The following is a 13,066-nucleotide window of genomic DNA, read 5'->3' as shown; positions in this document are numbered from 1 at the left end:
CAGCTTAATTCGAATTTATAGAGTTATCGTTTTGAAAAGAGTTCTTTGGTCAAGCTGGGTATTAATGACGTTGGCAATTGCCGGCTACTTCTCTTTTGTCCTGCTAAAAGCGGAAGACAAAAGCGAGCTGCTGATCGGTGAGGCCAGTCATGGCCATTTCCAGATTGAATTGGCGTGCTCCTCCTGCCACACCGATGCTTTTGGCGGTGGAGAGGTCATTCAGTCGGCCTGTGTGGATTGCCACGGCGATGATTTGGCATTGGCTCACGATTCGCATCCCCGCAAGAAGTTTACCGATCCCCGCAATGCCGACCTGTTGGAAGTGATTGATGCACGTCAGTGCGTCAGTTGTCACACGGAGCACCAGAAAGAGCAAACTCACCCCATGGGTGTGACATTGCCAGAAGACTACTGTTATCACTGTCATCAGGATATTGGGGAGAGTCGGCTCAGTCATCAGGGTTTGGCTTTTGACTCCTGCGCCAGTGCGGGCTGCCACAATTACCATGATAACCGCGCCTTATATGAAGACTTTCTGGTGGAGAATTCCGGCCAGCCGTGGCTGCAGGTGGTCGCCCGATTGGCCGATTCCAACCATGCTGCCAACCAAGCGCCGACTCGATTGCCGGTGCAGATTGCCGATAGCCAGGTTCAGCGGCAGCAGCACGACACCATTACGGGGCAATGGTTGCTCAGTGCCCATGGTCGTGCCGGTGTTGATTGTGCTGGTTGCCATACGCAGGGGAGCGATATGGATCAGGCCGAATGGTTGGAGAAACCCGGTTTGGCGCAGTGCCAGAGTTGTCATGCGCTGGAAACGCGGGGTTATCTCGATGGAAAACATGGAATGAAACTGGCGGCCGGTTTTAGTGCCGTAACGCCACAAGATTCCACTCTGCAATTCCAGTCCCAGGCGCTGCATGAACCCCAGGGATGCACCAGCTGTCATGGAGCGCATGACTTTGATACGCAAAATGCCGCTGTAGGCGCGTGTCTGTCCTGCCACGACGACGAGCACTCCAGAGCTTTTCTGAACTCACCGCACGGCCGACTCGCGCAGGCCGCGATTGATGGCAGCAAGCCTTGGGCGGAAGCCGTTACCTGTGCGACTTGTCACATGCCGAGGATGACACACAAAAACCCCGGACTTAACTTTGCCGCTGCGACCCCCGGCAACCTGTCCCTCGAAAAAACGGTAGATGGTGGTGCGAGCCTGGGAGAAGGCCATGAAGCGACGGAAAACGCCGTCATTTCCGTTGTGCATAACCAGAATCTGACATTGCGGCCCAATGAGAAAATGATCAGGCCCGTTTGTATGAGCTGTCACAGTCTGGAGTTCGCCATTGACGCTCTGGCTGATGAGACACTGATTCGAAACAATTTTTCCGGGAATCCAAAACAACATATTGAATCTGTGGATTGGGCTGTAAAACGAGTGAAACATTAATTTTCTACAACTGAGGAAGTGATCATGAAAAAAACCTTAATGACGTTGGCAATGGCGACGGTTGCGGTCGGTCTGACAGGATGCGGGGAGCCTGAAAGCAAAGGGGTCGATCCTAAGATTTACACCGACTCTCTGTTTGCGGTTATGAAGGCCGACAGAACCAACTACACCAAATTAGTGGTAAAGCGCCTTGGGCCTGCAGGAGCGAATGTGATCAAACCGGATGAACATTGGAAGGACATCGACAACGGCACTCTGCTGCCAGCGCAGATGTTTCGTGCCGGGGCCGAAGCGGTGGCGGAAATGACAGACGACTTTACCTATTCGCTGCAGTCCATCTGGCCAATCAACAGCCAGAACGCACCCAAGACAGACATGGAGAAAAAAGGCCTGGAATATATTGCCGCCAACCCCGGAGAGAATTTCTACGGTGAAGAGAAGCTGGGTGATACCACCTACTTTACGGCGGTATATCCCGATGTGGCTGTTTCCGATGCCTGCACATCCTGCCACAACGATCATAAGGACTCACCCAAAAGCGATTTTCAATTGGGTGAGGTGATGGGTGGTGTTGTCATTCGTGTGCCTCTCTAAGTAATCGCAGGTCCCATATGTTGGCTTCAAGAGTGAGGTTATGCTTTTCGGCGATATTGATTATCGCCGCGCTCGTCGGTTGTTCGGGTGAGCGCGGCAGTACCGAGAGCCTCGGTACTGCTGAACAGCAACACAAGGCCGCGGAGTTGTTGTACAAACAAAACTGCAAAGTCTGCCACGCACAGGGTATCAATGGTGCCCCTATTGTGGGCAATAAGAAAATGTGGGCAGATCGTCTGCCACAAGGTGTCGACGTTTTGGTCAAGCATGCGGTTGAAGGCTATGGCTTGATGCCAGCCAAAGGCGGTAAGGATCACCTGACTGAGGCCGAGATACGCCAGATCGTTGAATATTATGTCGCAATGGCAAATTAATCTGAAAGGAAAAAACAATGTCTATTTACGAAAAAATTGGTGGCGAGGCGGCGGTGAATGCTGCCGTGGATATTTTTTATCGCAAGGTGCTGATGGACGAACGTATCAGTGAGTTCTTCGATACCGTTGATATGGAGAATCAACATGTTAAACAAAAAGCATTCTTGACCATGGCCTTTGGTGGTCCCAACAGTTACACGGGCAAGGATATGCGTGAGGGCCACAAGCACCTGAATCTGAAGGAAGAGCACTTTAACGCGGTGGCGGAAAACCTGGTAGCAACACTCAAGGAGCTGGAGGTTCCGCAGGAATACATAGATGACATCATCGCCGTCTGCCTGAGCGTTAAAGACGATGTGCTCAATCTGGAGCCTGCCGCCTGAGGTTCGCTATGACTGCCATTGATTTCGAGGGAGAAACCATCCGGCTCGGCGAAAACGAGCCGCTGCTGGATGGTCTGCTGAGAGCAGGCTTTGATATCGCCAACGGTTGTCGTTCGGGTGTCTGCCAGTCCTGTTTGCTTCAGAGCGACAGCGAGAAACTGGTAAATTGTCAGCAGGGATTAACCGAGGCACAAAAGCGCCTGGGTTATTTCCTGGCCTGCCAGTGCCAGCCCTGGGAGCCGATGGCGGTAAACAGGGTTGACGGTGAACAGCTGAAAATTAATGCGAAGGTTGTTGATAAACGTTGGCTGAATCCTTCAGTACTCGGCGTTACCCTTGAGGCGGCTCTCGATTATCAGCCGGGTCAGTACGTCACATTATTGGGGCGGCCTTCCGGCTCGGGTGATTTCCTGGCCAGATGTTATTCCATTGCCAACGCGTCTGACGGCAGCGGCACCTTGGAGTTCCACATTCGCCACTACGCGGATGGCGCTTTTTCCAACTGGCTGGCCACGGAAGTAGAGCCGGGAGACTGCTTGCAGGTGCAGGGGCCCATGGGAACCTGTATCTATTCTGCAGCCTCTGAGCAGCCCTTGCTGTTGTTGGCAGCAGGAACCGGATTGGCGCCGGTGCTGGGTGTTATCAAAGAGGCTCTGAGTCAGGGACACAAGGGCGAGATGCAGCTGTTGTGGGCGGCCCGCTCGCCCCATGATTTTTATTTGCTGGAGGAACTGTCTCTGCTGCAGGCAGCCGCTCAGCTAAACATCAAGCTGGTGTATCAGGAGGACTTCGCCGACTGCAACACGTTTGCTATAGACTCTGTGCAAGCGGATATCTATAACTACGTTCATCAGCATTTTCCAAGTCTACAGGGGCACAAAATTTACATCTGTGGGGCTGAATCCTTTACATCAAAACTTCGTAAACAATGCTTCCTGGCGGGTGCGGCGATACAGGAGATTGCGGTCGATACGTTCACCCCATTTGCCTGATCATGGTGTTTAACGACGCAGGGCGCTTGACCTGGCGCCCGCGCTGCCGCTAGTCTCCCTCTATATGGGGGTGAGCTTTGCGTCGTTTTTTTCTTTCTCTTGGTCTGGTGGTTTCTATTATGCCGGGCTGGTCGGAGTCTAGGTCATTGCCGTCGCTGGAACAGCAGGTGCCGGTGCGTCTGCAAACTCTGGACCGGCAGGTGGCCCGCTGGCCGGGACTGCTGATCTTCGAGGATGGTCAATTGCGCGGTCTGTTCCGGCAAGTGCTGGATTGCACCTTTGATCAGATTCCCTATCGGGTTGAGTACAGCGACGGCCCTTTTGTTCGTATTCAACGCAATCTGGCATCGGGCCGCAGTGATGGCTTTTTTCCGGCCAATTGGGATATGGCCCGCAACGCCTACGCTTACCCTTCCGATTACCTGGTTGAAGACTCAAAAGTTTCCTACCGGCCAAGGCCCAATGAGCCGCTAAGGCGTGTAGGGGTTATGAGCGGGGCCAATGTGGAAGTTGAAATTGGGCGGGCTTTGTCGGTGGTGATGCAGGGTGAACTGCATCAGGTCGCCGGATACCACCAGATGGTGAAAATGCTCGAAGGCGGTCGACTGGATGCAATTATTACGTCTGGTATCTTCCTGTCCTCAACCATGCGCAGCCTCGGGCGGCAAAGCACAGGGATTGTTCGTCCCATTCTTCAGTCGCCGTTTGTGGTCTATTTCGGTAAGGAATTTGACGCTCGTTATCCGGATTTTTTACCTCTGTTTAATCGGGCCTTGCGCACTTGCCGTCAGATGCCGCCGGAGCTTTATGGGCCTCTCGACTATACAAAAAAGGCCGAACCGACTGAGTCGGTCCGGCCTTCTATTGAACATAGTGAAAAATCGATCAGGCTTCCTTAAGAGCTCCTACCAGATCCAGTACCGCGCCCTTACCGTCACCAAACAGCATCAATGTGTTGTCCTTGGCGAACAGTGGGTTGGGCAGTCCGGCAAAACCGGGAGACAGTGAGCGCTTCACCACCACCACCGTCTTGGCTTTATCCACGTTCAGAATCGGCATGCCATAAATGGGGCTGCCTTTGTCTTCGCGGGCCAGTGGGTTGGTTACGTCGTTGGCGCCGATCACGATAACCACATCGGTTTGTTCGAAGGTGGGGTTGATATGATCCATTTCCTTCAACTTGTCGTAGTCCACCTCAGCTTCTGCCAGCAGCACGTTCATATGGCCAGGCATACGACCGGCAACCGGGTGAATGGCGTATTCAACTTCAACGCCGCGATCTTCCAGGGTGTCGGCCAGGTCACGCACCGCGTGCTGGGCCTGCGCCATAGCCAGACCAAAGCCGGGTACAATCACTACGCGACGGGCGGTCTCCAGCAGCATACCCACTTCGTCAGGAGAGCTGGATTTCACCTTGCCGGCGTAGACTTCGTCGGCGTCCATGGTTTCGCCACCCTCGGCCATCACACCAAAGAGCACGTTGGTGAGTGAGCGGTTCATCGCCTTACACATAATTTGCGTGAGGATCAGACCGGAGGCACCAACCAGCGAACCGGAGATAATCAGTACGCTGTTGCCCATGACAAAGCCGGCTGCGGCTGCAGCAATACCCGAGTAAGAGTTCAGCAGGGCAATAACCACTGGCATATCGGCGCCGCCAATGGGCATCACCAGAAGAACACCCAGCAGACAGGCTGCTGCCACCATCGCCCAGAACAGGTCGGTATTGGTGGGTTCAATGGTCAGGTAACCAATGGCCACAATGGAGCCGATCAACAGCAGTGCGCTGGCCGCCTGCTGGCCTGCAAAACCCATGGGCTTGCCATCGATGATTTCCTGCAGTTTGGCGAAGGCGATAAAGGAGCCCGTCAGGGTGACCGCACCAATAAACACGGCCGCACCGGTCGCTATCATGGCAAAGGTGCCCATACCGGTAACATCGTGGCCGGCGGCAGTGGCCGCCATGGTGGCCAAATCACCGCTGACCGGCTGGCTCTTGAAGAACTCCGCCGCGGCGACGGTCAGCGATGCACCACCACCAAAGCCGTTCAACAAGGCGATCAGCTGCGGCATAGCAGTCATCTGGATTTTGATGGCCAGCGTGGCACCAATGATGGCACCGACAATAGCACCGGCGAGAATCCATTCGTAGCTCACCACGGTGCTATTGAGCAGCGTCACCACTATGGCGATCAGCATACCGGTGGCAGCCATTTGGTTGCCACGTACTGCGGTCTTGGGTTTTGCCAGCCCCTTAATGCCGAGAATAAACAGCGAAGCGGCCAGAATGTAGGCGATTTCAATCAGGTTTTCGTTCATCGGATCCCCCCTCAGTCCTTGCGTTTGAACATGGCCAGCATACGGTTGGTGACCATAAAGCCACCCACCACGTTAATGGTGGCCAGTGTGACGGCAACAAATCCCAGAATGTTCACCAGGTTTTGGCTGCCGCCGTGGCCCGCTGCCAGAATGGCGCCGACCAGCGTGACACCGGAGATGGCGTTGGTACCCGACATCAGTGGTGTATGCAGGGTTGGGGGGACTTTGGTAATCAGTTCAAAGCCGAGAAATACGGCCAGAACAAACAGGGTAATGTGAATGATGGATATATCCATGGTTTACTCCTCAGGCATTCTCAGTGCTGTTTTCGGGCTCTTTGGCCGCTTGGGGCTGCTCTGGCAGGCCCAGCAGGTCTCGCATGCGCCCATGGGGAACGTCGCCGTTCAGAGACACCACGGTTTCGCTGATGATTTCATCCTCGAAATCCAGGTTGAGATTGCCTTCGTCATCAATGAGGTGAGCCAGCAGATTTTCGATGTTCTTGCCGTACATCTGACTGGAGTGGTTGGCCACAGTGGAGGGTACGTTCTTGGGACCGAGGATTTTCACCCCGTTCTCGATCACGACCTCACCCAATTGGGTCAGTTCGCAGTTACCGCCTTTTTCAGCGGCCAGGTCCACAATCACGGCGCCGGGTTTCATGGCTTTTACCATTTCAGCGGTAACCAGAATGGGTGACTTCTTGCCGGGAACGGCGGCAGTGGTAATCACCACATCCTGCTGCGCCAGCACATCGGCCATGGCGGCCTGCTGAGCTTTGATAAACTCGGCCGACTGCTCCTTGGCATAGCCGCCGGAGCCTTCGGTGTCATCAGCTTTGATGTCCAGCTCTACCGGTTTGGCGCCAACCGAGAGAATCTGCTCGCGCGCAGCGGGCCGTACATCATAGGCCTCCACGACACCGCCAAGACGCTTGGCGGTGGCACAGGCCTGCAGGCCGGCGACGCCTGCCCCCATCACAAATACACGTGCCGGATTGAGGGTGCCGGCCGCCGTCATGTTCATAGGGAACATAGACGCCAACTCGCTCGCCCCAATCAGCACAGCTTTGTAGCCGGCAATCATGGCGTTGGATGACAGAACGTCCATGGCCTGGGCGCGCGTAATACGCGGGATCAGTTCCATGGCGATGCCGGTGACGTTCTTGCCTGCCAGCGTCTGGGCAAACTCAGGGTTGGCCAGGGGGTCCATCATTCCCACCAGCACTTTGCCGCTGGGCAGTGAAGCCAGGTCGGCGTCACCCGTGTCCTGATTCAGGCCCGGGGTCTGTACCTGGGTGATAATGTCTGCCTGCGTAAACAGACTGTCACGGTCTGTGAGGCTGGCTCCGGCTTCCTGATAGGCGGAATCACTGTGTCCGGCGGCTTCTCCGGCACCGTATTCGACCAATATCTGTCTGCCTAACCCCGTGAGTGCTTTCACATTCTGGGGAATCAGTGCCACGCGGTTTTCACCGGGGCAGGTTTCTTTGGGTACTCCAATAATCAAGGTGTTGTCCTCCGCAATCTGTGCGTTTCTGCGCCTTATTTTGGTCATTTCGGATCTGTGTCCGATTGGGCCGCTAAAGGCGGACCCTAGAGTCTAGGGCCCTGCATTGATAAACATAGTTAATTGTCTTTATTAATGTTATTTGTCGAGGCTATTCATCGGGCGATGGAGGCCGGTTAGGACCTTTTTTCGTAAATGGCGGCCCAAAGGACTGATACTTTTTAATCTAGAGGATTTTGATGGGATTGTCTTGCGCGTTTGAACGTAGATTGGAAGAAGAATTGTTGTGGGAGCAACTTAGTGGGATCGTTGCTGGAGCAACATTAAGCTCAATATTGGGTTCGACATGATGATTTACGGGTATCCAGTTGTGGGAACTCGGCTGATACCCGTACAGGCCTGGTTTGAGTTGATTAGGAGCTGTAATACTGCAAGTATTTCTTGGCGTATTTGCGCAGCTTCTTGTGGGTGGCCTGTTGTGCGACCTTTTCTATGGTCGCTTTGTACTTCGGATTCCTGGAGCCGGCAAGGGCTTTACAGACCCAGGCCCAGCTGTCGACATAGAGTCTGTGGCCGCTGTCGGTTTGGTAGTTAGCCAGCAGCTGCTGTTCAAGCAGGTCCATCAGCGATTCTTCGTACAGGTGTTTAAAGTGAACCCGTTTGGCAGCGAGTCGTTTTAGCTCCAAAACGTCACTCTGGATCATGGCTGTAAAACGATTAACGTCGGCAGACTGGTCTTCGCGCCATTGGCTTTCAACAATAATATCGTGGTTCCACTGTTTGTATTGATCCAGAATGGCCAGGCTGAGCTTGGCATGTTTACGCAGCTTTCCATGCTCGGCGTTAGCGGCAACCCGTTGAATCGTCAGTCGGTATTTGTCATTGCCGGAGAAGGCCAGTGCCTTGCACAGCCAAGCCAAATAGTCAGCCTGATGCTTGTCGTCTTCTGTCTCATAGCGGTCGAGCAGCTTGGCTTCAATCAGATCGAACAATTCCGGCTGGGTGAGCCCGGACCATTCCAGCGTCTGGGCGATTTGCTTCTGTCGAAACCAATCATTGCCCTGGAAAACCCTGATGTACTCCTGCAGTTCTGAGTTCACTGAGGCTGGCAGCGCCAGCGAGATGCCGGGCAAGATTGCCAACAAGAGTGTCAGAGTGAAAGTCCTTATCATAAATGTCTCCCTGTCAGGTTTTGGTATCTACTCGATGTGGATGGTGGGATTAATCTGCCCAGCGTTTGAAAATCAATGACGTGTTGACGCCGCCAAAGGCAAAGTTGTTGCTCATCACGTACTCCGCGTCGATAGTGCGTGGGGCGTTTTGAATATAGTCCAGCTCAGCACACTCGGGGTCGACCCGGGTGAGATTGGCGGTGGCGTGGGCCCAACCCTCGTTCATCATATGAATAGCCGTCCAGGCTTCCAGCGCACCACAGGCACCCAGTGTATGGCCGGTGAAACTCTTTAGAGAACTGATCGGGACCCTGGAGCCAAACAGGCGATGAGTGGCCACGCTTTCCGCAATATCACCCCGATCGGTTGCGGTGCCATGGGCGCTGATGTAACCGATCTGTTCGGGACTCAGGCCGGCGCTGTCCAGTGCCAGTTGCATGGCTTGCTGCATGGTGGAATCCTGCGGCTGGGTGACGTGAGCTCCGTCGCAATTGGTACCGTAACCGACCACCTCCGCATAAATGGTGGCGCCCCTGGCCCGGGCGGAATCCAGTTGTTCCAGGATCAGGCTGCCGGCGCCTTCGCCAATAACCAAGCCGTCCCGCTCCTGATCGAATGGACGGGGAGAGGACTCAGGCTGGTCATTGAGGGTGCTGGTGGCAAACAGGGTGTCAAACACCGCCGCTTCAGTTGGGCAGAGCTCTTCCGAGCCTCCGGCCACCATCATTTGCTGTTGGTTGAAGCGGATGGTTTCGAAGGCGTAGCCGATACCCTGGCTGCCCGATGTACAGGCACTGGAGGTGGTGTGCACGCGTCCCTTAAGTCCAAAGAAAACACTCAGGTTTACCGGGGCGGTATGCGCCATCATCTTGATATAAGAGTTGGCATTGAGGCCATCGGTGCTGTGATTGATCAGCATATGGCCAAAGTCTTTAAACGCCGATGTGGACCCGGCGGAGGAACCGTAGGACACGCCCATGCGGCCGTCCTGAATCGAAGCATCTCCCAGCAGGCCGGCATCCTCCAGGGCCAGTTCTGTAGCCCGGGTTGCCATCAGCGCAACGCGGCCCATACTGCGAACGGCTTTGCGACTGTAGTGACCGGGTTTTTCAAACCCTTCCACCGGTGCGCCCAACCGAGTGTTGAGACCATCGTATATATCCCAATCCTCCATCCGGCGAACACCTGTCTTCATCGCTTTGAGATTAGCGGCTACCGTCCCCCAATCCTGGCCAATCGGTGAGATGCCCGCCATCCCGGTTACAACCACTCTCTTCATTAACACATACCACCGTTGACGGAGATTACCTGGCGGGTGATGTAGCCCGCATCTTCTGACATTAAAAAGCTGATGGTCGCCGCCACTTCTTCCACCTTGCCCATGCGCCGGGCCGGTATCATCTTCATGGCTTCCTCCACAGGCACATCGTCAACCATGTCGGTTTCAATCAGCCCCGGTGCCACGCAGTTAACAGTAATGGCTCTCTTCGCCAGTTCCAGGGCCAAGGCCTTGCTGGCGCCGATGAGCCCCGCCTTGGAGGCACTGTAATTGACCTGGCCGCGGTTACCCATAACACCGGAAACGGACGACAGTACAACAATTCTGCCGGGTTTGCGGCGTCTGACCATAGGCATGGTGAGGGGGTTGAGCACATTGTAAAAACCATCCAGGTTGGTGTGCACCACCAGATCCCAATCATCTCCGCTCATGGCCGGGAAGGCGTTGTCCCTGGCCAGACCGGCATTGCACACCACACCGTAATAGGCGCCGTGGGTGTCAACGTCCTGCAGCAGAATCTCGGCAGCCTGCTGACGGTCGCCAATGTCGAACTGCAATACGCGGGCGGTTCGGCCCAGTTGCTCAATCTCTGTTTTTACTGCGTCAGCTTCGGTTCGCCCGGAGCGGCAATGCAGCACAATATCGTAACCATCATTGGCCAGGCGCAGTGCCGTGGCTTTGCCGATGCCCCGGCTGGAGCCGGTGACAAAAACGGTTTTGTTCATAATCTAGCCTTTGCGGATTCCTGTTCCAAAAATGCGTCCACGTCATCCGGTTGAAAGACGTTCAGGTTCGCACTGACCTCAAGCTGGTCGTTTTCAATGCGGCAATCGAACACGCTCAGACCATTGTCGCCCTGGAGCTCTCGCCTCACGGAGATACGCAGCCTGGAGCCAACGGCAAAAAAGGGATGACTGCTGCGATAGCGCCGTGTGCCCACCAAAAAGCCAATGCTCACATCGCGCCCCGCGCGCCGGTCCTGGACGCCGGCCCAGGCGGCTACCGCCTGGGCCATGTATTCAATGCCAATTGCCGCGGGCACACCCCCTTCGGTCACGAACAGGCTGTCCTGTCGAATCTCGACGATGGCGGACAGAGCCTCCTCATCGCACTCGAGCACCTGGTCCAGCAGTGACATGGTCCCGGAATGGGGGACGATCTCTCGAACGTCGAACTCAATCATTGGCCTGTGCGCTCCATAATCAGCGATATATTGTTGCCGCCGAAGGCAAAGGAGTTGCTCATGGCGCGTTTGAGTGGCTCCCGGTCAGTGGTTCCCTGATCCGCTTCGAGCACCAGATTGATCGGTTCCAACTCCAAATCCCGGCAATTATCCCACAAGTGGGGCGGGAGAGCAGGTTTTGGATGGGTCAGGCTGAGCCAGCAAAACATCGCTTCAATTGCCCCCGCGGCTCCCAACGTATGACCGGTATAACCCTTGGTTGAGCTGCAGGGAACCTCAGTACCCAATACCCTGGCCACGGCGCGGCTTTCCATCAGATCATTCTGTCGGGTGGCGGTGCCGTGCAAATTCAGGTAACCGATGTCGCCGGGCTCCAGCTGTGCATCCTCAAGCGCACGGCTCATGGCGCTGGCCGCCCCGTCGCCCTGGGGGTGAGGTGCTGAAAAATGATGTGCGTCGGAGCTTTCCCCTACCCCGCTCAAGCAGACGGGGCCAGGTTCGCGGCTGAGCAGGAACAGTGCAGCGCCCTCGCCAATATTAATGCCCTCACGGTTGGCGCTAAAAGGCAGGCAAGGCCGGTCACTGATGGCTTCCAGTGCGGAAAACCCTTGCACGGTCAGTTGGCACAGCGAGTCCACACCACCGGCAACGACCAGATCACACAGATTTGCGCGCAACAACCGGCGGGCACTGGCCAGGGCTTTAGCCCCCGAGGAGCAGGCGGTGGAGATGACCATGGCCGGCCCCTGTATGCCCAGCAGATCCGCCAGCATGGAGGCGGCGTTGGCCATTTCCTGGCGCTGGTAATCGAACCGCTGCGGCCAGCTTCCAGTCTCCAGGTGAGTCGCCAAATCGGTTTCTCCCTCGGCAATACCGCTGGTGCTGGTACCGATGACAACGCCTATGCGCAGGGGGTCGATTCCCTGTCGAAGGTTGTCGAATTGGCTGCGGATGGGTTGCATGGCCGCCAGCAGCAGTTGATTGGTGCGGCTGCGCTGATGGGCGGGAAGGTTCTCTGGCGGCGGTAAATCGGTACCGACCATTCCGAGGGGTAACGAATGACCATGGCTGAACTGCCCGGACCAACTCAGGCAGTCAGGGTCAGCGCGGTACAATCTCTCTGAGATACGGTCCAGATTGGAACCCAGCGCGCAGATGGCACCCACGTCCATCAAATATACGGGTGGCTGTTTCATGGTAATTGCCTTTGCGCTCCCGGCTGCAGTGGCGTGTGTGCCAGGGTCTTTACTTCAAGTCGCATGTCGCCGGCGTAGTGGTGTATTTGGAAGGTCTGATGGCGCTCTGGTGCACCCTCAATTTCCAGCTGGGTTTGGCCGCGCCACATAAGGCGCCGTGATTCCGCTTCCGCCAGCCACTGCCACTCGCTGTGCCGTAGCGATCGATTGATGACGTCTTTTGGCCAATAAGCCAATTGCAGTTGCGTCACCAGAGTTCGTGCCGAAAACGCCGACCTTAGCCGGGGTGCTACGGCCGGCGAGTAATCTTGCTCTAATGTCTGGCCGTCGTAAAGCAGCGTTAAAAGTGACTGCCCGGTCGGGGTCAGCACTGCCACTTTGACCTGGGCCGGGTCCACGGACCAGGCCACCAGCGCGGTCAATATCGATTCCGTCTGAGCTTCCCGGTAGAGCGACACACTCTGCAATTTCTGCCAGCTCTGCGTCATGGCGGCCGGGGGAAGAAGGGGCACTTGCTTCAGCTCCGGCTTGGGTGACGGCAACAGCGTGCACCCCTGCAAGGTCAAGATCAACAGCCAGATCCACAATCGATGTGATGATGTATAAAGGCTCATGGCA

15 protein-coding genes are annotated in these 13,066 nt (G+C 55.6%); 6 read left to right on the top strand and 9 right to left on the bottom strand.

All coding sequences use genetic code 11. The features are described 5' to 3' along the window. Window positions 1-31 precede the first annotated feature (31 nt). The 6 genes from HBA55_RS31905 to HBA55_RS31880 all read left to right on the top strand — a co-directional run bounded on the left by HBA55_RS31905 (window position 32) and on the right by HBA55_RS31880 (window position 4,689). Entirely contained in the window at window positions 32-1,447 is a 1,416-nt protein-coding gene (locus HBA55_RS31905) for a cytochrome c3 family protein (protein WP_166999803.1), read from the top strand. A gap of 24 nt (window positions 1,448-1,471) precedes the next feature. After that, window positions 1,472-2,041: a Tll0287-like domain-containing protein gene (locus HBA55_RS31900; protein ID WP_166999802.1), complete on the top strand. Its 570-nt coding sequence runs from the start codon at window positions 1,472-1,474 to the stop codon at window positions 2,039-2,041. Between the two features lie 17 nt (window positions 2,042-2,058). After that, window positions 2,059-2,415 (top strand): c-type cytochrome, encoded by a 357-nt coding sequence (locus tag HBA55_RS31895; RefSeq protein WP_166999801.1) that lies wholly within the window; start codon window positions 2,059-2,061, stop codon window positions 2,413-2,415. Window positions 2,416-2,432: 17 nt separating this feature from the next. Further along, window positions 2,433-2,798 carry a group I truncated hemoglobin gene (locus HBA55_RS31890; protein WP_166999800.1) on the top strand — a complete coding sequence of 122 codons (366 nt, stop codon included), beginning with the start codon at window positions 2,433-2,435 and terminating at the stop codon, window positions 2,796-2,798. An 8-nt stretch (window positions 2,799-2,806) separates the two neighbouring features. Then, window positions 2,807-3,790, top strand: a complete 984-nt coding sequence (locus tag HBA55_RS31885; protein WP_166999799.1) for an FAD-binding oxidoreductase — start codon at window positions 2,807-2,809, stop codon at window positions 3,788-3,790. Between the two features lie 77 nt (window positions 3,791-3,867). Beyond that, window positions 3,868-4,689, top strand: a complete 822-nt coding sequence (locus HBA55_RS31880; RefSeq protein ID WP_166999798.1) for a substrate-binding periplasmic protein — start codon at window positions 3,868-3,870, stop codon at window positions 4,687-4,689. Here the strand turns inward: HBA55_RS31880 and HBA55_RS31875 are convergent. The 9 genes from HBA55_RS31875 to HBA55_RS31835 form a co-directional block, all read right to left on the bottom strand. After that, window positions 4,676-6,109 (bottom strand): NAD(P)(+) transhydrogenase (Re/Si-specific) subunit beta, encoded by a 1,434-nt coding sequence (locus tag HBA55_RS31875; RefSeq protein WP_166999797.1) that lies wholly within the window; start codon window positions 6,107-6,109, stop codon window positions 4,676-4,678. The two genes, HBA55_RS31880 and HBA55_RS31875, sit on opposite strands and share 14 nt — an antisense overlap. An 11-nt stretch (window positions 6,110-6,120) precedes the next feature. Continuing rightward, window positions 6,121-6,405, bottom strand: coding sequence for an NAD(P) transhydrogenase subunit alpha part 2 (locus HBA55_RS31870; RefSeq protein WP_166999796.1), 285 nt, complete (start codon window positions 6,403-6,405; stop codon window positions 6,121-6,123). 10 nt (window positions 6,406-6,415) lie between these two features. Further along, entirely contained in the window at window positions 6,416-7,666 is a 1,251-nt protein-coding gene (locus HBA55_RS31865) for a Re/Si-specific NAD(P)(+) transhydrogenase subunit alpha (RefSeq protein ID WP_240946406.1), read from the bottom strand. 365 nt (window positions 7,667-8,031) lie between these two features. Next, window positions 8,032-8,790, bottom strand: a complete 759-nt coding sequence (locus tag HBA55_RS31860) for a hypothetical protein (protein WP_166999795.1) — start codon at window positions 8,788-8,790, stop codon at window positions 8,032-8,034. A gap of 49 nt (window positions 8,791-8,839) precedes the next feature. Then, a complete protein-coding gene (locus HBA55_RS31855) occupies window positions 8,840-10,069 on the bottom strand; it encodes a beta-ketoacyl-ACP synthase (RefSeq protein ID WP_166999794.1) in 1,230 nt (409 codons plus the stop codon). After that, on the bottom strand, window positions 10,069-10,794 hold the full coding sequence (gene fabG, locus HBA55_RS31850) for a 3-oxoacyl-ACP reductase FabG (protein WP_166999793.1): 726 nt from the start codon (window positions 10,792-10,794) through the stop codon (window positions 10,069-10,071). The genes HBA55_RS31855 and fabG overlap by 1 nt, the downstream gene beginning before the upstream one ends. Continuing rightward, window positions 10,791-11,252: a hotdog family protein gene (locus HBA55_RS31845; protein ID WP_166999792.1), complete on the bottom strand. Its 462-nt coding sequence runs from the start codon at window positions 11,250-11,252 to the stop codon at window positions 10,791-10,793. Before HBA55_RS31845 ends, fabG begins: the two co-directional genes overlap by 4 nt. Beyond that, window positions 11,249-12,448 carry a beta-ketoacyl-[acyl-carrier-protein] synthase family protein gene (locus tag HBA55_RS31840; RefSeq protein WP_166999791.1) on the bottom strand — a complete coding sequence of 400 codons (1,200 nt, stop codon included), beginning with the start codon at window positions 12,446-12,448 and terminating at the stop codon, window positions 11,249-11,251. Before HBA55_RS31840 ends, HBA55_RS31845 begins: the two co-directional genes overlap by 4 nt. Beyond that, entirely contained in the window at window positions 12,445-13,062 is a 618-nt protein-coding gene (locus HBA55_RS31835; RefSeq protein ID WP_166999790.1) for a DUF3261 domain-containing protein, read from the bottom strand. The genes HBA55_RS31840 and HBA55_RS31835 overlap by 4 nt, the downstream gene beginning before the upstream one ends. Window positions 13,063-13,066 lie beyond the last annotated feature (4 nt).

The organism is Pseudomaricurvus alkylphenolicus, assembly GCF_011683955.1.
GTDB lineage: Bacteria > Pseudomonadota > Gammaproteobacteria > Pseudomonadales > Cellvibrionaceae > Pseudomaricurvus > Pseudomaricurvus alkylphenolicus.
Note: the sequence above shows the minus strand (reverse complement) of the source record. Positions and strands in the feature narration are given on the sequence as shown.

Excerpts from the sequence above, each read along its gene's own strand:
- HBA55_RS31860 (WP_166999795.1), bottom strand. The coding sequence starts at position 8,790 with ATGATAAGGACTTTCACTCTGACACTCTTGTTGGCAATCTTGCCCGGC.
- HBA55_RS31855 (WP_166999794.1), bottom strand. The coding sequence starts at position 10,069 with ATGAAGAGAGTGGTTGTAACCGGGATGGCGGGCATCTCACCGATTGGC.
- HBA55_RS31865 (WP_240946406.1), bottom strand. The coding sequence starts at position 7,666 with ATGACCAAAATAAGGCGCAGAAACGCACAGATTGCGGAGGACAACACC.
- HBA55_RS31885 (WP_166999799.1), top strand. The coding sequence starts at position 2,807 with ATGACTGCCATTGATTTCGAGGGAGAAACCATCCGGCTCGGCGAAAAC.
- HBA55_RS31835 (WP_166999790.1), bottom strand. The coding sequence starts at position 13,062 with ATGAGCCTTTATACATCATCACATCGATTGTGGATCTGGCTGTTGATC.
- fabG (WP_166999793.1), bottom strand. The coding sequence starts at position 10,794 with ATGAACAAAACCGTTTTTGTCACCGGCTCCAGCCGGGGCATCGGCAAA.
- HBA55_RS31845 (WP_166999792.1), bottom strand. The coding sequence starts at position 11,252 with ATGATTGAGTTCGACGTTCGAGAGATCGTCCCCCATTCCGGGACCATG.
- HBA55_RS31895 (WP_166999801.1), top strand. The coding sequence starts at position 2,059 with ATGTTGGCTTCAAGAGTGAGGTTATGCTTTTCGGCGATATTGATTATC.
- HBA55_RS31875 (WP_166999797.1), bottom strand. The coding sequence starts at position 6,109 with ATGAACGAAAACCTGATTGAAATCGCCTACATTCTGGCCGCTTCGCTG.
- HBA55_RS31840 (WP_166999791.1), bottom strand. The coding sequence starts at position 12,448 with ATGAAACAGCCACCCGTATATTTGATGGACGTGGGTGCCATCTGCGCG.
- HBA55_RS31890 (WP_166999800.1), top strand. The coding sequence starts at position 2,433 with ATGTCTATTTACGAAAAAATTGGTGGCGAGGCGGCGGTGAATGCTGCC.
- HBA55_RS31870 (WP_166999796.1), bottom strand. The coding sequence starts at position 6,405 with ATGGATATATCCATCATTCACATTACCCTGTTTGTTCTGGCCGTATTT.
- HBA55_RS31900 (WP_166999802.1), top strand. The coding sequence starts at position 1,472 with ATGAAAAAAACCTTAATGACGTTGGCAATGGCGACGGTTGCGGTCGGT.